This window comes from Fulvivirga ligni, from assembly GCF_021389935.1.
GTDB lineage: Bacteria > Bacteroidota > Bacteroidia > Cytophagales > Cyclobacteriaceae > Fulvivirga > Fulvivirga ligni.
This window is the reverse complement of the sequence record NZ_CP089979.1, coordinates 2,793,363-2,816,846: the sequence shown is the minus strand read 5'-3', so window position 1 is coordinate 2,816,846 and position 23,484 is coordinate 2,793,363. Positions and strand designations below refer to the sequence as shown.

At 38.4% G+C, this 23,484-nt stretch carries 17 protein-coding genes; 9 read left to right on the top strand and 8 right to left on the bottom strand.

Translation table 11 applies throughout. The features are described 5' to 3' along the window. The first annotated feature begins 47 nt into the window (after positions 1–47). Complete coding sequence (locus tag LVD16_RS12075) at positions 48–500, top strand: DUF7832 domain-containing protein (RefSeq protein WP_233774199.1); 453 nt, start codon at positions 48–50, stop codon at positions 498–500. A gap of 76 nt (positions 501–576) precedes the next feature. Here LVD16_RS12075 and LVD16_RS12070 read toward each other — a convergent pair whose 3' ends face one another. Then, positions 577–2,331, bottom strand: a complete 1,755-nt coding sequence (locus tag LVD16_RS12070; RefSeq protein WP_233774198.1) for a hypothetical protein — start codon at positions 2,329–2,331, stop codon at positions 577–579. A gap of 49 nt (positions 2,332–2,380) precedes the next feature. Continuing rightward, complete coding sequence (locus tag LVD16_RS12065; RefSeq protein ID WP_233774197.1) at positions 2,381–4,615, bottom strand: Tex family protein; 2,235 nt, start codon at positions 4,613–4,615, stop codon at positions 2,381–2,383. A 202-nt stretch (positions 4,616–4,817) separates the two neighbouring features. Here LVD16_RS12065 and LVD16_RS12060 point away from each other — a divergent pair, with 202 nt between their 5' ends. Continuing rightward, entirely contained in the window at positions 4,818–5,384 is a 567-nt protein-coding gene (locus LVD16_RS12060) for a TlpA family protein disulfide reductase (RefSeq protein WP_233774196.1), read from the top strand. On the opposite strand, the gene LVD16_RS12055 is transcribed toward LVD16_RS12060, so the two are convergent. From LVD16_RS12055 to topA, 3 genes are all read right to left on the bottom strand, one after another. Then, the gene (locus LVD16_RS12055; protein WP_233774195.1) at positions 5,377–5,628 is read right to left on the bottom strand and encodes a hypothetical protein; all 252 of its coding nucleotides are present in this window, start codon (positions 5,626–5,628) and stop codon (positions 5,377–5,379) included. The two genes, LVD16_RS12060 and LVD16_RS12055, sit on opposite strands and share 8 nt — an antisense overlap. 141 nt (positions 5,629–5,769) lie before the next feature. After that, a complete protein-coding gene (locus LVD16_RS12050; protein WP_233774194.1) occupies positions 5,770–6,474 on the bottom strand; it encodes an SIR2 family NAD-dependent protein deacylase in 705 nt (234 codons plus the stop codon). Between the two features lie 11 nt (positions 6,475–6,485). Then, positions 6,486–8,798: a type I DNA topoisomerase gene (gene topA, locus LVD16_RS12045; protein ID WP_233774193.1), complete on the bottom strand. Its 2,313-nt coding sequence runs from the start codon at positions 8,796–8,798 to the stop codon at positions 6,486–6,488. A 145-nt stretch (positions 8,799–8,943) separates the two neighbouring features. Here topA and LVD16_RS12040 point away from each other — a divergent pair, with 145 nt between their 5' ends. From LVD16_RS12040 to LVD16_RS12020, 5 genes are all read left to right on the top strand, one after another. Then, positions 8,944–9,444, top strand: coding sequence for a SixA phosphatase family protein (locus tag LVD16_RS12040; RefSeq protein ID WP_233774192.1), 501 nt, complete (start codon positions 8,944–8,946; stop codon positions 9,442–9,444). Between the two features lie 50 nt (positions 9,445–9,494). Further along, on the top strand, positions 9,495–10,562 hold the full coding sequence (locus LVD16_RS12035) for an agmatinase family protein (protein ID WP_233774191.1): 1,068 nt from the start codon (positions 9,495–9,497) through the stop codon (positions 10,560–10,562). Between the two features lie 81 nt (positions 10,563–10,643). Then, complete coding sequence (locus LVD16_RS12030) at positions 10,644–12,059, top strand: alanine/glycine:cation symporter family protein (protein WP_370687649.1); 1,416 nt, start codon at positions 10,644–10,646, stop codon at positions 12,057–12,059. 89 nt (positions 12,060–12,148) lie between these two features. Next, positions 12,149–13,108 (top strand): hypothetical protein, encoded by a 960-nt coding sequence (locus tag LVD16_RS12025; protein ID WP_233774189.1) that lies wholly within the window; start codon positions 12,149–12,151, stop codon positions 13,106–13,108. Then, complete coding sequence (locus tag LVD16_RS12020; protein ID WP_233774188.1) at positions 13,092–15,584, top strand: CHAT domain-containing protein; 2,493 nt, start codon at positions 13,092–13,094, stop codon at positions 15,582–15,584. The genes LVD16_RS12025 and LVD16_RS12020 overlap by 17 nt, the downstream gene beginning before the upstream one ends. A 5-nt stretch (positions 15,585–15,589) precedes the next feature. Here LVD16_RS12020 and LVD16_RS12015 read toward each other — a convergent pair whose 3' ends face one another. Beyond that, positions 15,590–16,663, bottom strand: a complete 1,074-nt coding sequence (locus LVD16_RS12015; RefSeq protein WP_233774187.1) for an o-succinylbenzoate synthase — start codon at positions 16,661–16,663, stop codon at positions 15,590–15,592. A 59-nt stretch (positions 16,664–16,722) separates the two neighbouring features. Here LVD16_RS12015 and LVD16_RS12010 point away from each other — a divergent pair, with 59 nt between their 5' ends. After that, positions 16,723–17,955, top strand: a complete 1,233-nt coding sequence (locus tag LVD16_RS12010; protein WP_233774186.1) for an S-adenosylmethionine:tRNA ribosyltransferase-isomerase — start codon at positions 16,723–16,725, stop codon at positions 17,953–17,955. Positions 17,956–18,043: 88 nt separating this feature from the next. On the opposite strand, the gene LVD16_RS12005 is transcribed toward LVD16_RS12010, so the two are convergent. Then, a complete protein-coding gene (locus LVD16_RS12005) occupies positions 18,044–20,386 on the bottom strand; it encodes an OmpA family protein (RefSeq protein ID WP_233774185.1) in 2,343 nt (780 codons plus the stop codon). A gap of 270 nt (positions 20,387–20,656) precedes the next feature. On the opposite strand from LVD16_RS12005, the gene LVD16_RS12000 reads away from it, so the two are divergent. Beyond that, entirely contained in the window at positions 20,657–22,120 is a 1,464-nt protein-coding gene (locus tag LVD16_RS12000; RefSeq protein ID WP_233774184.1) for a DUF4062 domain-containing protein, read from the top strand. Here LVD16_RS12000 and LVD16_RS11995 read toward each other — a convergent pair. Next, positions 22,106–23,344, bottom strand: coding sequence for an ABC transporter permease (locus LVD16_RS11995; RefSeq protein ID WP_233774183.1), 1,239 nt, complete (start codon positions 23,342–23,344; stop codon positions 22,106–22,108). The two genes, LVD16_RS12000 and LVD16_RS11995, sit on opposite strands and share 15 nt — an antisense overlap. Between the last annotated feature and the right edge of the window lie 140 nt (positions 23,345–23,484).

The window sequence follows — 23,484 nt, the reverse complement described above, 5'->3', positions numbered from 1 at the left end:
TTTTACTTAAATTTCAAAAATTTATCATTTTTAAATACGAATTTCACATGACGAACGAAAAGAAGGCGAATATTCAGAAAACCATTTATGACAATGCTAAAACCCACTTTTTAGGCAATTTTCCTGACTCGCTTCCTATTGAACAAGCCTATGTACACATAGGAATGTACATGGGTTGGGTAATAGATAACGACCTTTATTCGGAGTATTTTGAAGAAGAAGCTGACATGCAGATTTTCAGATTCAAAAGAAGAGAAATATCTTGTACAATTCTGAGTGAAATTTGGGATGGATACCTGGGATATGAGCTTTTCAATAAATATGGAAATATGTTTACTTACTATTATTATGGTGGTGGACTATATAGAAATGATTATGATGAAACGCTTGTAAAAAAATTACCATCAATTTATCATGTGAACGATTCATGGGAAAATTATGAATGCATCAAGAATAGAATTGATGTTCGATTCCATGATTGGAAAAAATTAATAAGCTAAAAATATAATGTGAATTTGTAATAAAAAGGGCTGCTGGTAACAACCGGCAGCCCTTTATTATTACTAAAGTATCTATCTATTTGGTTTCCACCATATTTCCTTTTTTGTCTATCACCACCTTTTCACCTTCCTCAAGTTGCAGCTCCAGATTTCCCGCCTTATAAGCAGCAGCTGCAACACCATTTTCAAGAGTAAATGACTTTGTCCACGCCAGGCCATCCACCTTATATATTTTGCTAATCACAGCTAGCGTTCCTTCAGTTCCTGGAGTGTCATATATGACAAAATCTACCAAACCATCTTCGTCTGAGGTTAGCAATACAGACAAGGCATCTGAATCGATATTAAAATCTTTGGGCAAGACAATATCTATTTTTCCTTCAGTGGTTTTTGCAGGACTTATTTTCACAAAATAACCTGTAGGAACCTCTCCTACTCTTACTCCTGCTGTGGCTTTGTCTTCAATTAACAAAGGCTTATAAGATGATGTTAAATCTTCGCTTAAATAAAGAGGAATAGAGTCATTTTCATTAATCAACCATTTATCTCGCACCAATATATCTTCATACCATTGGGTGTTCTTATCAAGTTCTGCTTTTACCCAAGTTGCTTTCTCAGCCACATAATCTTTTAAGGAAGAAGTATTTCCATAGAATTTCTCCACCCATTCATTATAATTCTTTGACTCTTCATCAATATCGATCGCCTCTATCGATTCGATTTTACTTTTTAAGCCTTGGCATTGCGATACTCGCTCCTGTAGTACTTCAATCTGATAGCGGATATCAAGCGAGTCAGTATATTGCTTAGTAGCCATTAGAAATGACAAATAATCAAGCTCTCCAGATTTATACTTTAACACCTGCAATGGCAATGCTAGGCGATCATGCTCGTGTATTTTATCTCCAATTGAAGTGAGGTCCACATTCCCCTTTAATCCCGTGGAGTCTTTTATAAGTTCAGCCCTAAGGTCATCAAGTTGTGACGTCACTTTAATCAATTCAGCTTTTATAGTGGTGATATCTTTTTCCTTCACTTCTACCACACCATCATACCAAGCTTTGTAATTCCATACCTCAATCACATCTAGTTTAAAGTCGGTCTCACTCTCCCCTTCAGTTTCAAAGTTTTCAATCATTTTTTCATTGAGTGACTGATCATATTTCCCAATGGTTCCAGTGGTATTCTTATAATTTTTATAGGCTTCATGAAACTTTTGATAGTAGTCTTTCATAACCAAAAGTTTATTCTCCGTATCTACTCCAGATTGAAACAACAGAGCTTTCAAGCTAGGGGAACTATTTCTGGTTTCAGTAAATAGGTAACGGGCACTATCATAAGACAAAATCATGTCATTATAGTAAGCTACCAGCTTTCTGATATTATCCTGACGCTCATTTATATTCTTGATTTTATTATCTATATCTAGCTGAACATCTGCCAGTTTAATGCCGATTTTGCCCGTGCGCACGTCTCTTCTTTGATAGGCCTGATATAGCTCATCATTCTTACGAACTTCTTTGTCGTCTATTAGAGTTTTAGCCTTTCTTAGATATAGCAGAGCTGAATCAAGGTAGTACAGTTTTTCCTCACTGTGAGTAAGTACATCTTGAGTAGAGGATTTGTACTCGTATAAAATGCCCATTTGAAGATGAGCATTGGGATGATCATTATTTTTCTCATCTGCCAAAAAAGTCCTTAAAAAAGGCTCTGCAGACTCGTATTTTTTAGTGCTTAATAAAGCGAATAGGTCATCGTATTTAACCTTCTGAGCAAAGGCTTGACCACTGAAGAATAGAAGAAAAACGGGTAAGTAAAGTATTTTTTTCATAATTATACCAACAAAACTTACCCGAATATAGTGATTTTATATTTCTCTCTTAATTATTAAAGAGTCCTTTAAGCTTATTCAGCTTATCCTGAAAATCTCCGTCAGGAATATTTTCATCTCTCTTCTTCTTAGGTTTAGCTGGCTGTTTACCAAAAGGATCGCTCTTCATAGATAATGCAATACGCTTTCTATTTAAGTCTACCTCCACTACAGTTACCTTCACCTGTTGCTGTACAGTTACTACTTCTGCCGGGTTTTTCACAAATGAATCAGATAGGTGACTCACATGCACTAAACCATCCTGATGTACACCCACGTCAACGAACGCACCGAAATTAGTGATATTGGTCACAATACCCGGAAGCTCCATACCTACTCTTAAGTCCTCAACATGATTAACTCCTTCCTGGAAAGTAAACACTTCGAAAGTCTCTCTAGGGTCTCTACCTGGTCTGGCTAATTCATCTATGATATCATTCAGCGTAGGAAGACCAACTTGCTCCGTTACATATGATTTCAGATTTATCTTATTTCTCAAGCTTACATCACTGATAAGATCACTTACTGAGCAACCTAAGTCTTGGGCCATTTTCTCAACGATATGGTAACTTTCAGGGTGAACCGCAGAACTATCTAATGGATTTTCAGCCTCTCTTATTCTTAAGAATCCGGCAGCCTGCTCAAACGCTTTAGCACCTAACCTAGGTACATCAATCAATGATTTTCTGTTTTTGAACGGCCCGTTTTCATTTCTAAACTCAACGATTGACTTAGCCAATTGAGGTCCAAGACCTGAAACATAGCTCAATAGCTCCTTACTGGCAGTATTTAATTCCACACCTACAGAGTTTACACAACTCATTACCACATCATCTAGACCATGCTTAAGCGCGTTCTGATCCACATCATGCTGATACTGACCCACTCCTATAGATTTTGGATCTATTTTCACTAGCTCTGCTAGTGGATCCATTAACCTTCTACCTATAGATACCGCACCTCTTACTGTTACATCATGATCTGGAAACTCTTCACGAGCCACCTCTGAAGCAGAGTAAATAGATGCTCCACTTTCATTTACCATGATTACCATGATACTTTTAGGGAGATTCAGGCCTTTTACAAAACTTTCTGTTTCTCTACTGGCCGTTCCGTTTCCAATGGCAATAGCTTCAACATCAAACTTTTCACAAAGATGCTTCACCACAGCTCCCGATTCAGCAATTCTTTTCTGAGGCTCATTCGGATAAATAGCATCATTATGCAATAATTTACCCTGCTTGTTCATTACCACCACTTTACATCCGGTTCTAAAACCTGGATCAAGCGCTAGTACATTTTTCTGACCTAATGGAGCGGCAAGTAGCAGCTGTCTTAGGTTATCAGAGAATACTCTAATGGCCTCTTCATCCGCCTTATTTTTAGAGTTGATTCTTATCTCCGTTTCCATTGATGGTTTCAAAAGCCTTTTATAGCAATCTTCAGCAGCTAATTCTACCTGCTGAGCTATACTATTAGCTCCCTGAACAAATTGTTTTTTCAATATGTGCTGACCAGAATTGTCATCTGGAGCAATATCTAAGGTTAGAATCATCTCCTTCTCACCTCTCCTCATAGCTAATAATCTATGGCTAGGAGTCTTAGAAATAGGCTCATCCCACTCAAAGTAATCTTTGTATTTCTGCCCTTCTTCCTCTTTACCTTTGATTACTTTTGAAGTGATAACACCCTCCTTTTCAAAAAGCTGGCGCATATTTTTACGCACTTCCTGATCTTCGTTCATCCACTCAGCCATTATATCACGAGCACCTTGTAGCGCCTCTTCAAGACTAGCTACTTGCTTCTCATCATCTATAAATTCTGCTGCAAATGCTTCAAGATCAAAATCTTCCTGCTTAAATATTTTCTCAGCTAAAGGCTCTAATCCTTTCTCCTTTGCTTTGGTGGCTCTGGTAACTCTTCGCGGCTTGAATGGCAAATAAATATCTTCCAGCTCAGCCATAGTTTCAGCCTGATTAATAGCTTTTTCCAATTCAGGAGTTAACTTCTCTTGCTTGTCTATAGACTTTATTATGGCCTCTCTTCTCTTATCAAGGTCACGAAGCTGCTCTACCCTATCACGAATAGATGTAATAGCTACCTCATCAAGGCTACCCGTCATTTCCTTTCTATATCGGGAAATGAATGGCACCGTAGCACCTTCATCTAATAAGTTTACCACTGAAACCACTTGCTTTTCGCTCACTCCTTGCTCCTGAGCTATGATTAAGATATTCTTATCCATTGTATATATTTAAATCGTTATTCATTTTGAAGCCGACAAATTTAAAAAAATCTGATTTACCGGACCGGTCTCCTGACTAAAAGTTATGCACAACATGCAGCAATGACTTCGCATACTTACCAATCAATATTTATTAATATTGGTACCTTTATAGTAGAAACGGAATGAAATAATTTCACGTATTCAAAATAGAAATTTTGTAATGAAAAAAAAGCATATTGAATGGCTCGTAACCGTAGTTGTAATATCTGTATTGTATTTTACCGGATGGTACAAGGACGTCTCCTCCTTTTTACAACGAGGAATGCTTCAAACAGGCTTGTTCAACGCTGAAACAGAGGCCACAGCAAAAGTACCAGCTGACTTCAACTTACAACTGCGCACCATTAATGGTGACCTCGTACACCTATCAGAACTAAAAGGAAAAGTAATATTTATGAACTTATGGGCCACCTGGTGCCCTCCTTGTGTAGCTGAAATGCCCGGCATCCATGACTTATACGAAGCCTATGCAGACAATGAAAATGTAGCATTTGTAATGCTCGCCATCAAAGATTCGGATACACGAATACAAAACTATATCACCAAGAAAAGCTTCACCTTTCCTGTATATACTTCAGTGGGTACAGTGCCAGAAGTTTATCAGACAGGCTCTATTCCTTCCACATTCATTATTTCTAAAGATGGATATATTGTATCTACAGAAAAGGGCATGCGCAACTACGATACTAAGAAATACCATAAGTTCCTGGACAAACTAATCAATTAGCATCTTCATGAGGATATCGGTGTCTATAGCTTGCCAGCCAATCTCGGTATAAGTCAGGAAACCTTGGTTGTATCTCTAGAGGTACTTCTTTGTCTGCCCCATCACGACGATAAAAGCGTCCGTCGTTTATATCGTAGATTATCAGGCCTTGTTCCAGCATAATTTTAAACCGGCCGCTGCGATATTGGTCAATACTAAGAATTTCTCTATCAGTAGTTTCTATAAATTTTGGAAACTTTCTCATAAAAATTAAGAGGTGAAAATAAGCTTTAAACAAAAGCTCAGGTTGATGTAGTACGTGTTTTGGTTATAAATTGATATTACTACAATTTCTCCAATTAATCAAGAAAAACTCCAATTAATGCTATGTGACAAAAGTCACATTTCACTTCATATGTGCTTTTATAAGGTTTTTTCGAACTTTTTCAACTCCTGAGGATGCAGACTCTTCAAATAGAAATAAATTATGTTTTTCCTGTACTTTTGGCATTTTTACATCAATAATATACTTAGGCACATTATCACTTACTAAATCAATTAAGCCGGCCGCAGGGTACACATTTAGCGATGTTCCCACTACTATAAATGCATCGGCTTCGTAAGCATATTTGGCTGCTACCTCCATCATCTTCACCATTTCTCCAAACCAAACTACATTTGGTCTTAGTTGAGATCCTCTCTCACATTTATCTCCTACTTTCAATTCCCAGTGGTCCATGTCATAAATTAGCGACTCATCTAAGGTGCTTCTTGATTGAAATAACTGACCATGTAGGTGAATAACTTGGCTAGATCCAGCCTTTTCGTGCAGATTATCAATGTTTTGTGTTATAACCGTAACATCAAAATCTTCTTCCATACGCACTAGTGCATAGTGCCCATCATTAGGCTTCACATTAAGTGCTGCCTTACGTCTTTGGTTATAAAAATCTAATACGAGTTCCTTATTCCGATGCCACCCTTGAGGTGAGGCCACTTCCATTACATCATGGCCTTCCCACAAACCGTTAGCATCTCTAAAAGTAGGTATGCCACTTTCTGCACTAATACCGGCACCAGTAAGAACTACTACTTTGGGCTTTAATGACATACCTATTTGAATTACTTTTTCTTACCTCTGGCCTTTTTAACAGGTGCTTTTTCTGCTAATTCTAAACATTCTGCCAGTGTAAGTTCTTTAGGATCCTTATCTTTTGGAATTTTCACGTTCTTCTTACCTACCTTGATGTAAGGACCGAACCTTCCATTAAGAACCTGAACATCTTCATTCTCTTCAAATGTTTTTATGAACTTATTAGCATCAGCTTCACGCTTAGCTTTGATCAGCTCTATGGCTCTATCAAGTTCTATGGTATAAGGATCATCATCACCCTTAGGGATAGAAACGAACTTATTATTGTGTCTTACATATGGACCAAACCTTCCTACATTGGCCTGAACAGGTTTTTCTTCAAACTCACCAAGATCGCGTGGTAGTTTAAATAGTTCAAGAGCATCTTCTAAAGTGATGCTTTCTATAAACTGACCCTGTCTTAGGCTGGCATATTGAGGCTTTTCATCCTCCTCATCACCCAGCTGAGCTATCGGGCCAAACCTGCCTAGTCTGGCAATAACTTTTTTACCAGTTTTAGGATCTACACCCAGCTCTCTGGAAGAAGGCACTGACGACCTTTCTATACTCTCCGTAGACTCAACTTTTGAATGGAATTCCGAATAGAAATCTTCTATCATTTTATCCCACTCCTTCTTTCCATGTGCTATTTCATCAAAAAGCTTCTCTACTTCAGCAGTAAAGCTATAGTTAGTCACATTAGGAAAATGATCTACCAGGAAGTCAGTAACTACCATGGCTGTATTTGTTGGGAAAAGCTTATTTTTCTCAGTTCCGGTTATCTCAGTAAGCTTAGTAGACTTAATTTCCTTATTCTTTAGTCTTACTACAGCGTATTCTCTTTCCTTTCCTTCTCTGAATTCTTTTACCACGTAGTTTCTCTTCTGCACTGTTGAAATGGTTGGTGCATATGTAGACGGTCTACCAATACCCATTTCTTCCAGCTTCTTCACCAAACTTGCCTCTGTATAACGGGCCGGATGACGAGTAAAGCCTTCACGAGCTTTCATCTCATCCAAGGCAAGTTCCTGACCTATAGTTAGAGGAGGAAGCATTCCTTTTTGTTCTTCGTTATCATCCTCATCATCAGATGATTCCAGATAAACTGATAGGAAGCCTTCAAATTTAATTACTTCCCCTGTGGCTGTAAGCTTCTGAGGAACGGTTGAAATATCGATAGTGGCTGTAGTCTTCTCAATCTGAGCATCAGCCATTTGAGAAGCAATCGCTCTTTTCCAGATCAATTCATATAATCTTTGACCGTTTCTATCTGCCGAAGGGCTCGTGTTAGCAAAATTAGTTGGTCTTATGGCTTCGTGAGCTTCCTGTGCAGAGCTGGACTTAGTTTTATATTTCCTTACTTGCACATGTTCTTCACTAAACTCCTTTTTAATCTCTTCCACAGCACCATTTATGGCCTCGTCAGATAAATTAACCGAGTCAGTTCTCATGTAGGATATCAAACCAGATTCGTAAAGCTTTTGAGCTATAGTCATGGTTTGAGATACTGAAAATCCTAATTTTCTACTGGCTTCCTGCTGTAAGGTAGAGGTGGTAAATGGTGGTGCTGGCGACTTTTTACTAGGCTTTTTCTGTAAGTCTGCGATAGAGAAATCAGCATCTTTACAAGCCTCTAAAAAGTCAGTGGCCTCTTGTTGCGTTTCAAACTTATGGGCTAACTCAGCATGTAATTCTTTCTTATTACCTAGGTCAAAGATAGCCGTCACCTTAAAGCTTGATTTTGCTTCAAACTTTTCTATTTCACGCTCTCTGTCTACTACTAATCTCACTGCTACAGATTGAACCCTACCAGCAGATAGACCTGTTTTTATTTTTTTCCAAAGGATAGGTGAAAGCTCAAAACCTACAAGTCTGTCAAGTACTCTTCTGGCTTGCTGAGCATTTACAAGATCAATATCGATCCCTCTTGGAGTTTTTATAGCATTTTCAATGGCATTTTTAGTAATCTCTCTAAAAACTATCCTTCTTGTTCTGGCATCATCAAGGTTCAAAGCTTCTTTTAAATGCCATGAAATGGCTTCTCCTTCGCGGTCATCATCACTCGCTAGGTAGATTGTCTCTGAATCCTTAACTAATTTCTTTAGATCTTTGATCACAGCCTTTTTATCTGCTGTGATCTCATATGTGGGCTTGAACCCGTTTTCTTTATCAATAGCCTTATCACCTTTAGGTAAATCCCTAACATGCCCGTAACTGGAGGTAACTTTGTAGTCTTTCCCCAGATATCCTTCAATTGTTTTTGCCTTTGCAGGTGACTCTACTATTACTAAATTCTTTGCCATATATCTTCGCTAAAACTCTTCCTTCGGTTTGAAATATCTATATTTTCTATAAAGATAAAATTTTTGCCCTAATTAAATAATCGGGCAGACATTTGCTAGATTCAATTATGAGTGGCAAATTAACAACACTATTTTTACAAAAGTTATGAGTAAGACTTTATTTCTTATCCGCCATGCAAAAGCCATGGAGAAGCTAAGTGGGCAAACTGACAACGAAAGAGAGCTGGATTCTGTTGGCCTTCAGAACGCTACGAGAATGGGTATTAACCTAAATCACCAGAGCCTTCAGCCTGATATTATTATTTCCAGTCCTGCTAATCGGGCGTTTACTACAGCATCATTAATCGCTGAGCAAATAAAATACGATACTCATAGAATTCATCCTAACCCTGAAATATATGAAGCCTCTACTCGTACCTTGCTGCAAGTGATCAATCAGTTTAAAAATGACTGGCAAAATGTGGTATTAGTGGGGCACAACCCTTCAGTTAGTTATCTGGCGGAATATATTACAAAAGAAGAGATCGGCAATGTAACTACCTGTGGTGTAGTGAGAATCGAGTTTGATTTTGATGATTGGGCAATGGTCTCAGAAGGCACAGGAGACCTCATTTCTTACGAATATCCTGACCTGCTGAATTTTTAATTTGCTATCGCTGGGTCAAAGTCGTTATTATTATTTTTTTTTGCAGCCTTATGGTAAGCAAAGCGGAAATAATAGCCAATTTCGATCCTAATGGCCCTGGTTCTCCAGGAAGTTTATTCGGACTCCCTTTTGGCTTAGAGAAGTCAGATTTAGTAATAATACCAGCACCCTGGGAAGTAACAGTATCTTATAAAGCAGGCACAGCCGATGGTCCAAAAGCCATTTTAGAAGCTTCTACTCAAGTAGATTTGTTCCTGAGAGACATTCCTGATTCATGGAAAATGGGAATGCACCTTCTTCCTGTAGCGGAAGGTTTCGAAGAAGAGAATCGAAAATATAGAGACCTGGCCATACAGTATATCAATTGGCTGGAAAACAATGAAGAAGAATGGATTTCGGACGAATTAAAAATCATCCCGAACACCATTAATAGCATTTGTGAAAAACTCAATATATACATCAAAGCACAGGCTGCTCAATATCTTGAGGCAGGCAAACTTGTAGCTTTGCTAGGTGGTGATCATAGTACTCCACTAGGTTTTATAGCTGCTCTTACGGAAAAATATGGATCATTTGGCATTCTACAAATAGATGCTCATGCCGATTTAAGAGAATCTTATGAGAATTTTAAGTATTCTCATGCATCCATCATGTATAATGTGCTTAAAAATCCGGGCGTTTCCAGATTAGTGCAAGTAGGGATAAGAGACTTCTGTGAAGCTGAAGTGGATTATATCAACAATTCTAATGGCCGAGTACTCACTTATTATGATGAAGATATAAAAAGAGCCCAGTTTGAAGGTGTAAACTGGAATTTGATCTGTAAAGAAATCATCAGCCAGCTTCCGGAGCTTGTTTACATCAGTTTCGATATAGATGGATTAGATCCTAAATTGTGTCCCAATACCGGTACGCCAGTACCTGGAGGGTTGGAATATCAGCAGGTGATTTATCTTATTAAGGAGGTAGTACGATCAGGCAGGAAAATCATTGGGTTTGACCTCAATGAAGTATCTCCTGGTGAAGATGAGTGGGATGCAAATGTAGGAGCACGACTACTTTATCAATTAGGCAGCTTAATGGGTGTTTCCATGGGCAGGTTAAAAATGATCGATTAAGCATTCAATCAGCCCGACCTAATTATTAGTCATATTTATCCTATATTAGTTGTTTAAACAAAAAAGTTAGCTTTGAAATTCATCGAATCCATCACCGTTCAATTTTCTGGTTGGATATGGGGAGCACCTTTGCTCTTTCTTTTACTAGGAGGCGGTATATATTTCCTTATTTATTCCAGGTTTTTACCTTTTAAGCACTTTATGCATGCCGTGAATGTGCTTAGAGGAAAATATGATGATCCTAATGACCCTGGTCAGATCAATCATTATGAGGCTCTGAGTACCGCGCTGGCTGCTACCGTGGGTATGGGAAATATAAGTGGTGTAGCTGTGGCTATCACTATTGGTGGACCTGGAGCTATCTTTTGGATGTGGGTATGCGCATTCGTAGGAATGGCCACTAAGTTCTTTACTTGTACACTGGCTATTCTTTACAGGGGAAAAGATTCATCTGGTGAAATTCAGGGTGGCCCCATGTACTTCATCACTGAAGGACTTGGGAAGAACTGGAAGCCATTGGCCATTATGTTCTCCATATTTGGCCTTATCGGATGCTTACCTATTTTTCAGGCTAATCAGCTAACACAAGCTATACAAGACATTTTATTGATTCCGAACGGAATAGAAGGCAGCCAGATTAACGCAGGTTTCTTATCTTTCAAAGACACTGACCTTTACATAGGAATGGTGATCCTGGTCTTTGTTTCCATGGTAATATTTGGTGGAATTAAAAGAATAGGTAAAGTGGCCGGTAAAATGGTGCCTGTTATGGTAGTGATCTATTTCATTTCTGTTATTGGCATTTTGGCCATCAACATTACGGAGGTTCCTCATTATTTAGGACTCATCTTCTCAAATGCCTTTACAGCAGATAATTATAATGCCGTAGCTGATAATTTCAGTGGAGATCCAATATTTGGAGGTTTACTGGGAGGCTTGATCATACTTGGAGCCAAAAGAGCCGCTTTCTCTAATGAAGCCGGTATAGGTACTGCTCCCATGGCTCATGGTGCAGCCAAAACCCACGAGCCTGTAAGAGAGGGACTTGTGGCTATGCTCGGGCCGTTTATTGATACCATTATTGTTTGTACACTCACAGCTCTGGCTATTCTTATAACTGGCGTTTGGCAAACTACGGAAAGCAATGGCGTAACGCTTACTGCCAATGCTTTTGAAACTGCCCTTCCTGGTTTCGGTCATTATCTACTGATGCTGTGTATCCTTATATTCTCAATCACCAGCTTGTTTTCATACTCTTATTATGGAACAAAATGTATGGGCTATTTAATAGGAGCAGACAAGCAGCATTACTATAATTTCTTTTACGTATTCACGATTATATTCGGAGCTATATCGTCTTTAACTACTATTATCAGCGTTATTGATTCAGCCTTCGCTTTAATGGCTATACCTACTATGATTGGTGCGCTGCTTTTATCGCCTAAGGTGAGAGAAGCCTCTAAAGAATACTTCGGAAATACGGCCAATTGGAAATAGCGCTAATATTAAGCGTTAATAAAAAATAGGGTCCTTACAATACATTTATAAAAGTTTATTTCTATTTTGTGAGCGCAAAAAACAGAATAATGAAAAGACTAGCTCTATTTTTTCTCTTTTCTCTGGCTATTTTTGAAACTTATGCTCAAGGTTGTAGCGATGCAGGTTTCTGCACCATGGGAGCGATGAGACCAAGCCAGATTTATACACGTAAGATTAACTTCAAATTAAAAGCATTAGAGGTAAATCAATATCGTGGAAAGACTACACTTAGTCCAGTGGTGAATGTAAGCACACTGGATTTCACCTTTGGCATTAATGAAAAAACCAATTTCCAAATAAAATTACCCTACCAGTATGTGAATGGTAATTTAGGATCTACTTCTTCGTTTGGAGACATTTCATACAGTTTCACAAGAAACGTTTACTCCTCTGATAAATTTAATGTGAATGCTACATTAGGAGGTAAAATACCCACTAACAATGGGAACTTGAAAGACGGCAGTGATACGGAATTTACTTCAGATAATACCGAACAAGCCCTGCCCATGTACTACCAAACTAGCTTAGGCACCTGGGATGTAGTGGCGGGAGCTTCATTAATTAATAAAAAATGGATGTTTGCCTTCGGAATTCAGGTTCCAGTGGTTCAAAACAATGAAAATGATTTTCATTATGAAGATTGGGACAATTATCACAGCCCGAGCTACATAAGAGAATATGACCTGGCCACTAGCGTTAAGAGAGGCTCTGATATCATGATCAGAATAGAACGTGCGTTTCACTTTTCTAATTTAGATATTCGTATAGGTGCTCTGCCTATTTACAGGTTCTCAAAGGATCAAATTAAAGATAATGCGGGGGATTATCACAAGTTAGATGGCACCACAGGAATGGCTTTATCCATTTTAGGTAATGTGGCTTATCATTTCAACACTGCCCATAGTCTGAAATTCATGTACGGCCAGAAGTTATTAGATCGTGATGTAAATCCTGATGGTTTAACCAGACATAATGTGATTTCTCTTGCCTATGTGGTTAGATTCTAAGAAAAAAATCCTCCTTTTAGCTTCTTTATGCTTTGCTTTCACAAGCTGGGCACAATCCAGCTGTGAAAAAATCAGTCTTCTTGTAAAGGAAGGTAAAATCATGGAGGCTGAGACACTTATCTCTTCTTCCACAAATGCATGCCCATTAGCTACCGCTGAATTTTATTTAAGAAAAGGACGAAATGACCTGGCTCAGGAACTTTACGAAAAGGCTTACAAGCAGTCTTCTAAAAACAGCGAAGATCAAGCAGCAAGCCTAAATGGATTAGGTTTAACATATTGGGCTCAAGGTGACCAATTTATGGCTAGCGAATATATTTCTCAAGCCTTAAAAATGAGAGAAGGCCTTAACAATAAAGAGCAGATCGCAGCCTCTTTCAATGATCTTGGGTTGGTATCAGATACCCCCGATCAATCGCTGGATTATTATGAGAAAGCTTTGAAAATGTACACAGATCTCAGTGGACATGAAGAAAAGATAGCTCAGCTGAAAACGAACATCGGCATTATTTACAGAGAAATGAGCTTCTATGGCGATGCTCAAAACTATCTGAATGAAGCTCTGAGCACCTGGGAAAAATTATATCCAGACGGCCACCCTAACAAGGCTTTTGTTTTACTTAACCTGGGTAAAACTTTTGAAAGTATGCAAAATAATGACGAGGCGCTACTTTATTATGGCAAATCACTAGCGGAATACAAAAATAACTATGGAGCTAAGCATCCTGATATCGGGTACAATTACAACTTAATTGGCAACGTCTATTACAAACAGGTTTCTTTTGATGAAGCTCTATTTAATTATCAAAATGCCATTGTTGCTAACACTATCAAGTTCAATAATACTGACATTACAGTTAACCCAAGCGTTAAGGACTATCTAAACGCCCAGACGCTGCTAAGCTCATTATACTTCAAATCACAAGCCTTTGAAGACTATCATTACGCTTATAGCCGCAAGCCTAGAGACTTGAAGCTAAGTCTTTCTACATTACAATCGTGCGACTCATTAATAGATAATATCAGGCATATTCAAACCAATGAGCAGGATCAAATACAGCTGAGCGACATTGCTGTTCAGGTTTATGAAAGCGGAGTTCGATTATGCTATCAAATGGCGGAAGTATCTATTAAAAAAGAGCCTCTTTACGAGTTGTCTTTTTACTTTTCAGAGAAGAATAAGTCTGCAGTTCTGCTACAATCTATTTCTGATGTTTCTGCCAAGAGCTTTGCCAACATTCCTTCCGCTCTGTTAGAAGAAGAGAACGATTTAAAAAGTAACATCGCCTTTTACGAGCAAAAGATTGCAGCGGGAGAAGAACAGTACAGCTCAGCATTATTCGACCTGAAACAGAAATATCAACAGTTTATTAGCAGGTTGGAAAAAGACTATCCTGAGTATTATAATCTTAAATATAATGTACCTGTTCCTTCAATCGTAAAACTTCAAAATGAGCTCAAAAGTAATACTGCCTTAGTTAGTTACTTCATTGAAAACAGGTTTAATAAGCTGTACACTTTTTATGTTACTAAAGACAAATTTGAGGTAAGCAGCACCACGTTATCTGAAGATTTTGATAGGTACCTCACTGGATTTAGAAACGGAATTTACTATAAAGACGATGAGACCTACGGTATGACAGCCTATGAGCTTTATAAAACCTTATTCCCTATTAAAATTGATAAAGGAATAGAAAACCTTCTTATCATTCCTGCCGGCAGGCTGGGCACTATACCCTTCGAGGCATTATCTACCAGTAAGATTAAAAGTATACCTATTCAGTATAATGAATTAGATTATCTGGTAAATGAGTATAACATCAGCTATCAGCCTTCTTCGATTTTATATTCTAACAAGAATTATTCTATCGGTGGTAAATCAGCATTATTATGTGCCCCTGTCACTTTTACTAACCAACCTTCATTACCAGGCACAGAAAAGGAAATAACTGACATCAAAAGTATTCTATCATCACAGAACTGGACGCCATCTATTCTCCTACAAGGTGATGCTAAAGAGCAAAAACTTAAAGAGCAAGATCTAAACAAATACGACATCATCCACCTGGCCACACATGGCGTAGTTGATGAGCAGAAACCCGAGCTTTCCAGAATTCTACTACATAGTGATGGCGAGAATGACGGTTCTCTATACACCGGAGAGATCTACAACATGCAAATGAAAGCAGAACTTGTTACACTTTCTGCCTGCGAAACTGGCTTAGGGAAAATATCTCAGGGAGAAGGAATTATCGGACTTTCCAGAGCACTGACGTATGCCGGTGCGGATAACATTGTGGTGTCGTTATGGAGTGTTGCAGACAATTCTACCTCTCAGCTTATGAGCAATTTCTACCAAGAGCTATCCGAACAGGATTATGTGCATGGTTTAAGGAAAGCCAAGAAGAGTTTAATCAGCAATGGAGAATATGCTCACCCTTATTATTGGGCTCCATTTGTTTTGATTGGTCAATAATTGCGTTAATCAATATTTCTGTAATCCCAACTTTTCTCTTGCTTATATATCATATAGCCGTTCTCAATTTCTAAAGGAGAACTGATGTTATTATGATAAAGCTGGCCGGTACCAAGGCCCTGATAGCCTGGGGCAGATATTTCAGCAGCATATTGAGAGATGGCATTCAAGCCAACGTTTGACTCCAAAGCTGAGGTGAGCCACCATCCTATCTTGTGTTTTTCAGCTATTTCTATCCATTCATTGCAGGATTTGAAACCACCAAGAAGCGTTGGCTTCAAAATAAGGTATTGAGGATTAATTGCTTGAATTAAATCCTTCTTCTCCTCTCTAGTATACCAACCTATCAACTCCTCATCCAGAGCTATTGGAATAGGTGATTGCGCACAAAGCTTGCTCATTTCTTCCCACTGACCTTTCATAATTGGCTGCTCTATAGAATGAATATTATATTCTGACAGTTGCTCAAGTCTTCTTAAAGCCTCGTCTGCAGAAAATCCACCGTTAGCATCCACACGTAAGATCAACTTATCTCCTTTACTCCTGATGTAGGACAGCACTTCCTTCTCCTTATCGAAATCAATGGCTCCGATTTTCATTTTAATGCAGCTATAGCCTTCCTCTATCTTCTTATCTATCTGCTGCTTCATAAAGTCCACCTCTCCCATCCAGATCAGTCCATTAATGGGTATGGACGCTTCATTTTGGTAAAAGGGATTATCAAAAACACATCGTTTACCTCCCTTAATCAGGTCAAGAAAGGCCACTTCTAGAGCAAATCTCAATGCTGGCAGGTCCTTCCCGGCCAGTTGATCAGCCAAAGAATAAGCCTCCTCCACATTTTGAGGTAACGTTTCCATGTGCAGTAAAGCCTTTTCGATACAACTGACAATATCCTCTCTATCATCCACGCTCAGACCTTTAAGGGGGCCACACTCACCAATACCTACGATTTCTGGAGATTCGGTATCCCACACCTTAATGAAATAAGTATTCTTTGTTTTCAGTACACCTCGGGAAGTACCTGCATCAAATTTAAAATCAAGGGTATATTTTTTAAAAGAAGTCTTTACGCTCATAACCGATCATTTGCCTAATTCGGGCACAATTTGCCAGTTTTATCCTACTTTATCAATGAATGCCAAGTATATTTGCGGCTATGAGTGAAAGCCTGGAGAAAATTAAACTGAGCGATTATAATTATCATCTCCCAAAAGAGAAAATAGCCAAACATCCTTTAGATGAAAGAAGCCAATCTAAGCTTCTGATCTACAAAAAGGGAAACATAGAACATAGTCAATTCTTTACCCTTGATCAGCACATTCCCGCTAACACGAATCTGTTCTTCAATAATACCAGAGTAATTCCGGCCAGATTGCACTTCAAAAAAGATACAGGAGCAAATATTGAAGTTTTCTTATTAGAACCTCACTTGCCTACCACTGACATTGCAAAAGCAATGACTATAGAAGGGCATTGTGAATGGACCTGTATGGTGGGAAATTTCAAAAAATGGAAGTATGGCCAAAAGCTAACTATGGAGCTGTCTATTAATGGCAATTCTATACCACTCACTGCAGAAATTTACGATCGTACTCAGCAAATAATATCATTTAGCTGGCCAGGAGAAATTCCTTTTGTAGACATAGTAGAAGCATCTGGCAAAATACCCCTTCCGCCTTACATAGATCGTGATGTAAGCGAAGAAGACAAGGAAAGATACCAGACAGTATACTCAAGGGCTCAGGGCGCTGTAGCGGCTCCTACGGCCGGGCTTCATTTTAATGATACTGTTCTTGAGAAGCTTACCAATAATCATGTGAAGCTCAACTACCTCACTCTTCATGTTAGCGCTGGCACTTTTCAACCTATAAAAGAAGAAAACGTGCTAGAGCATCCTATGCACTCTGAGCAGGTTATTGTGAGCATGGAGAACCTGAACTCTATCATTGAAAATGATCAGGTGGTGGCCGTAGGCACTACCTCTATGAGAACTCTGGAGAGCCTTTACTGGTATGGGGTGAAATTGCTTAAAACGGAGTCCACTGAATTCCTGATTGAAAAGTTATTTCCATATCAGTTTAAAAACGAGGCTTTGCCTAGCGCCAAAGAATCAATGCAGGCCATTAAGGAATTGATGATAAAACAAGGTGTTGATAAAATTTCAGGGCATACTGAGATCTTCATTTTCCCAGGCTATATATTTAGAGTTTGCAAAGGGTTGATCACTAACTATCACTTACCTGGATCTACACTGGTGCTACTGGTTGCTGCTTTTATAGGAGAAGACTGGCGTAAAGTGTACCAACAAGCCTTAGATAACAACTACCGATTTTTAAGTTATGGGGATTCGTCCTTATTGATACCATAAAACAAAGAGGCCAACTAAAAAGTCATAATTAAGTCAGATTGACTAAACATTTTAGTTGGCCTCTTATTTTAAATCTATTTCCACTGAATTACTTCAGTGTTCTTCCATGCTCATTAAGGTCTACAAACTTCACTTCTACCCTTCTGCTCTCTTCCTTAGATGATTTCTCATCTTTAGTTTCACCGTATCCTCTGGCAATGATTCTTCTTCTCACAATTCCCTTTGTATTAAGATAATCCAGCACTGCTATAGCTCTATTGTTTGAAAGCTCTCTGTTAAAATCAGCGTTACCTTCAGATGAAGCATATCCAGATATCTGTACACCAAGTTCAGGATGCTTTTCCAGTACTTCCAAAATGCTGTTCAGCTCTGTTTTGTAGTTATCCTTTAATTCGCTCTTAGCCACATCAAAATACACTTTTGAATTCTTCTCCAGCAAAGATGCTTCATAGGTGGATGCCCTGTTTTTATTTCTATTCCTCTGTTTTTCAGCCTCTTCGGTAACATAGAAAGTAGGCAATGAAAAGATAGTCTTACCATCCACTTGCTTCTGCTCAAACTTACTCTCGTCACTTTCGTCATAATAATACACGCGAGAGGCTGTTTCGGTCATACCATTCTCATTGAACTCCACATCTTCAATAGGGTTTTTCATATTGATAAGACTCACCAGATAATCAATTCCTGCCTGATCATCAGCAGCGATTAAGTCACCCATTAAATCATAGATATCTATGCTATCATTTTTTATTAGTGTGGCTTCATGCGTCTTACGGATATCAGTTACTGCATCCTCGTGAGTGTCATAGAAAGCATTCTTAACTTCTACTTCCTGCCCTACCACTACATCAAACTGCTTTATTGTTTTCAATAGAATCTTTTGATAAAGCTCATAGAAATATGTCTGACCTGGAATATTAACATTCAAAGTGTAAGGCAAAAACCCTTCTGACTCTATGATGATATCGTAGTTCTTTGATGGCGGAAGTATGATAAGATAATTACCAGTTTTAGGATCTGGCTGATAAACATAGTCCAGTTTTTTACCTGACTCAACATCAATCACATAGATTTTTGTAGCCATTGGTTCATTGGTCTCACCATTCAGGATTTTACCTTTCACCATAGTTAGAGGGATATTGGCCTCCTCCTCAGGCATATCTATAGAATAAATATCCTGATCTCCGGCTCCACCTTTTCTATCTGAAGAGAAATAGCCCTTTCTTCCATCTGCCGTTAAGGTAAAGTAGTTATCATTGGCCGTGGTATTAATAGGATAACCCATATTTTCAGGAGCTGTCCACTCTCCATTAAACAGTCTGGCAACAAAAATATCTCTGCCGCCCATAGTGTTATGACCATCAGAAGTAAAGAAAAGCGTCCATTGATCCGGGTGGATGAATGGGGCATCTTCATTATACTTACTATTGATTTTTGGCCCAAGGTTAACAGGAGCTCCCCATTCGCCATTGGCATCTAAAACAGATTTATAGATATCCAGTCCACCATATCCACCAGGTCTGTCACTAGCAAAATATATCGTCTTCCCATCAGGTGTAATACTTGCTGTAGTCTCAAGAGCTCTACTGTTAATCTTACTACCCAAAGTCACCGGCTTAGACCAGCTATCCCCTTCTTTATCAATAGAATATATATTTCCGGGATCTGCAGCTCCACCAATGAAGATTAGCATTCTATGTCCGTCAGCAGAGATACCGGCAGTTCCCACATTATAATCACTTGAAACTCCTACCTCTTTTGGTTGTGACCATACCCCAGAACTGTTGTATGATATATAAATTTTCTCAATGAACTTATCTCCAGATCTCGTTTTACCAGTATTTGGTCTTAGAGCAGTAAAAGCCATTACGCTCTCATCTGCCGACACCACTGGATTATATTCTGTATATTCTGAATTAATAACAGAGCCAAAATTGAAAATCTTAATATTTTTCGGGCTACTCATCATTGAAAGTGCATTCTGAGCAGTCTCCAAGGCTCTATCAGCCTTTTCTACCTCAGCTTTGTTTCCCTTTACCTTCTCCTTATACCTGCCGTAGGTTTCAATGCCCTTTTCGATTTTTTCGTCCTTCATATAAAGGTCTGCCAAATCAAGGTAAATGTAATCTGGTAACTGATCACCACCTTTTTCTAAAGCCATCTCAAAATAAGGTATAGCCTTTATCTGCTTATTTATCTCATTCTGATTCTTATAGCTTTCTGCGGTTCTATAGTAGACAATTGGATCTTTTGCCCCACCTTCTATAGCCTCCAGATAAAGAGGTAATGCCGCTTCATAGTTCCTGATCTTAAAGTACCTGTCTGCATCTTCTACCTTCTTGTTTACACTTTGCCCATAGCCTTGAAAAGACACCATGGTGAACAGTAGCAATAAAATACAACCTGTACTTTGCCTTAAAAAATTAATCATACCTGAGTTTTACGTTATTAAAAGCCTATATAAATTACAATAGAATAATTACAAAAATAATTAATTCTGCCTTTTTGTATGCTTAATAACATTTTAGTAGGGTTTGGTAAGCGTAAAACCCTAATATTTAAGCAAATGCGTTCGCGCCTGAAATGATTTTTATTGATTGATAACAATTAAGTATTAAATTGTAGCAGAATTTTAGAATTTTGTAGACCATAAAAGTTTAAGAGTCTGAAAAATGTAAGACTCGTGCTTAATTGTTTTTATATGCCGGATAAGATAGACATCCTCTTATTACACACAGAGGCTGATAATCAAAGATTACAAAGTGGTAATGGTTGGGTAGTTGATTTTAAATCTATCTTTGAAAAATTGCTAGGTGAGCTATTAGGGCAAAAACCTCATATATTATTAAAATCTGAACATGACACCATTACAGCGGCCAACCTCGAAGATGTTCATATTATTATCCCCATTCTTTCTCCTGACTTCATAAAAAGCGAATTGTGTGTAGAAACCGTAAAAGAGTTTATTAGCATCAATAAGGAAAATCAGGAATGCAGAATATTTAAAATCATTAAAAGTCCGCTACCGTCCATGTCTGATCTGGAAATGCTACACTTATTTCCATCATTTCCCTTGTACAGGCATGATACTGACCTGGATGAGTTTGTAGATTATAAAAACTTCTACGACCCAGAGTTGAAAAATGAAATATGGATGAAGTTCACCGATCTTGCTTTTGAAGTGTTTGAGAACCTCAAATGCGTAAAAGGCTTAGAATCATCAAAAGTAAAATCAATCATATCTGGCAGATCTATCTACCTGGCAGAGACCGCAGAAGACCTACAAATTCAAAGAAATATACTTAAGAGAGAGCTTCAAAGGCATGGTTACACCATTTATCCTTCTCAAGCTTTACCAGAGGAGTCTGGCGCTCTAAAGAGAAAGGTAAAAGAAGAAATGGACAAGTGTAATGTATCCATTCACTTGATAGGAAACTCTTACGGAAAGGCTCCAATAGGCTCTGACAAATCCGTGGTAGACATTCAAAATCAGATCGCTGCGGAGAAAAGCTCGGAACTAAAGGACAAGAATCTGTTTTCTCGTATTATATGGATATCTCCTTGGCAAACTACCGCCGAAGATGATCACCGTACATTCATTGAAAACATAAAAAGAGATCTGACCTTATCAGAAGCTGAGATTCTGGAAATACCTCTGGAAGATTTTAAAGGCATCATAAGAGAGGAGTTTATTAAGGTAAGTATCGATAAGAAAGTTGATATAGTTACTGAAAAGCCCCAAGCTTTAAATGGCAATGAAATTATCTATCTCATTTATGATCAGATAGATGCTAAAGAAGTTACTGATATCAAGAGCGCTTTAACCAGCGAAGGTTTTGAAGTGATTATCCCCAGCTTTGAAGGCGATATCCTCAACCAAAGAAACAGGCACATCAATAATCTTAGAACCTTTGACTCTGCCATTATTTATCAGGGCAAGACTAATGATCAGTGGGTAAGAATGAAGGCCCTTGACCTTTTAAAAGCTCCTGGCTATGGGAGAAACAAAGGCATCAAGAATAAGCTTGTGCTTGGTCAGCCAACTTTAAAAACTGACCAATTTTACTCCACTAATGAAATTGATGTGATCAAAGCTGAAAATCAGACTACCGGCGATGCTTTAAAAAGCTACTTCAAAGAAAAGGCCGATTTACTCAAACCTTAATGATTCTATAGGATCTAATCTAGATGCTTTATTAGCAGGATAGTATCCTGAAATAAGCCCAACTACGATACACACAGCCAGTCCTATTCCAATCCATAACCAAGGCATTACAAAGCCGTCAATTCCCAGAATTGATGCGAATAAATTACCTATACCTACACCTAGCAAAACGCCTCCTACACCACCTAAAAGGCAAACCACAATTGCTTCAATGATGAATTGCTGTCTTATACGTAAAGGTGTAGCCCCAAGTGCCTTTCTTACACCTACTTCCCTGGTTCTTTCAGTTACAGATACCATCATAATATTCATTAGAGCAATACAGGCTCCGAGCAATGTGATGAAGCCGATTACAAACCCAGCAATTCTAAGTACGCTTGTAATACTACCCATTGTATCTGCCAGTGATTCACTTTTGTCTATTTCAAATGAGTTAGGATCTCCCAGTTTATCCTGTCTTATTTTTCTCATCAGCCCTGTAGCTTCACCCATTGCGAATTCCATCTCATTCGGGTTAGTAATACCTACCGTAATATTATAACGAAGCTCCCTATCTGTACCCATTCTACTGGCATTGATTAAAGGCAATATGACCGAGTTATCAGGGCCATTTCCGCCTCCTATCTGTCCTTTTTCTTCTAATACACCTATAACCTTATATTTTCCTCCCAGAAGTGAAATCTCTGTACCGAGGGGATCCTTATTTTCTTTATACAAGGACTTTACTACGTCAGGACCAACTATAGCCACATTTGTTCCATATTGAATTTCAATGGAGGAGAAGTTCCTTCCGCTGGTTAAGTTGAGCCCTTCCAGTGCAATGTATTCATCATTGGCGCCTAGCACCCAAACATTAGGATTCGTTTTTTCGGAACCATATTTTAACTCAGCATTACCTGTAACTGATGTAGATACACTTACGCTAGCAGGATATTTATAATTGTCTATAAACCTCACCACCTCCTTTAATTTCAATGCCGGAGCGGTTTTCTCAGTTATTCCACTTCTTCTACCTCCTCTGTTTCGCTTTGAATACACATCAAAAGTATTTACGCCAAGTTCTGACAAGCTATCTTTCACAGAAGCCTGAATACCATCCACGGCAGTGAGTATACCTACCAAACTGGTGATACCGATGGCTACAATAAGTGCTGTAAGAATAGTTCTGAGCAAATTGGCATTAACTGATCTTAATCCCTCCTTGATGTTTTCCAGTAGGTTCATAAATTCAATATTTATGAAACTAAAGTAATTAATTCTTTCGTTGTTACATTTATAAATTACCTGATTAGTCGAAAAAGCTTTTTATCGGTTAAATAAAACGCTGAAATATTGAACTTCATCAATTAAACCCTCACTTTAGC

Bases quoted from the DNA above. Each gene is read 5' to 3' on its own strand.
- LVD16_RS12060 (WP_233774196.1), top strand. From the start codon at position 4,818: ATGAAAAAAAAGCATATTGAATGGCTCGTAACCGTAGTTGTAATATCT.
- LVD16_RS11995 (WP_233774183.1), bottom strand. From the start codon at position 23,344: ATGAACCTACTGGAAAACATCAAGGAGGGATTAAGATCAGTTAATGCC.
- LVD16_RS12010 (WP_233774186.1), top strand. From the start codon at position 16,723: ATGCCAAGTATATTTGCGGCTATGAGTGAAAGCCTGGAGAAAATTAAA.
- LVD16_RS12025 (WP_233774189.1), top strand. From the start codon at position 12,149: ATGAAAAGACTAGCTCTATTTTTTCTCTTTTCTCTGGCTATTTTTGAA.
- LVD16_RS12005 (WP_233774185.1), bottom strand. From the start codon at position 20,386: ATGATTAATTTTTTAAGGCAAAGTACAGGTTGTATTTTATTGCTACTG.
- LVD16_RS12000 (WP_233774184.1), top strand. From the start codon at position 20,657: ATGCCGGATAAGATAGACATCCTCTTATTACACACAGAGGCTGATAAT.
- LVD16_RS12015 (WP_233774187.1), bottom strand. From the start codon at position 16,663: ATGAGCGTAAAGACTTCTTTTAAAAAATATACCCTTGATTTTAAATTT.
- LVD16_RS12050 (WP_233774194.1), bottom strand. From the start codon at position 6,474: ATGTCATTAAAGCCCAAAGTAGTAGTTCTTACTGGTGCCGGTATTAGT.
- LVD16_RS12055 (WP_233774195.1), bottom strand. From the start codon at position 5,628: ATGAGAAAGTTTCCAAAATTTATAGAAACTACTGATAGAGAAATTCTT.
- LVD16_RS12065 (WP_233774197.1), bottom strand. From the start codon at position 4,615: ATGGATAAGAATATCTTAATCATAGCTCAGGAGCAAGGAGTGAGCGAA.
- LVD16_RS12020 (WP_233774188.1), top strand. From the start codon at position 13,092: ATGTGGTTAGATTCTAAGAAAAAAATCCTCCTTTTAGCTTCTTTATGC.
- LVD16_RS12035 (WP_233774191.1), top strand. From the start codon at position 9,495: ATGGTAAGCAAAGCGGAAATAATAGCCAATTTCGATCCTAATGGCCCT.
- LVD16_RS12040 (WP_233774192.1), top strand. From the start codon at position 8,944: ATGAGTAAGACTTTATTTCTTATCCGCCATGCAAAAGCCATGGAGAAG.
- topA (WP_233774193.1), bottom strand. From the start codon at position 8,798: ATGGCAAAGAATTTAGTAATAGTAGAGTCACCTGCAAAGGCAAAAACA.
- LVD16_RS12075 (WP_233774199.1), top strand. From the start codon at position 48: ATGACGAACGAAAAGAAGGCGAATATTCAGAAAACCATTTATGACAAT.
- LVD16_RS12070 (WP_233774198.1), bottom strand. From the start codon at position 2,331: ATGAAAAAAATACTTTACTTACCCGTTTTTCTTCTATTCTTCAGTGGT.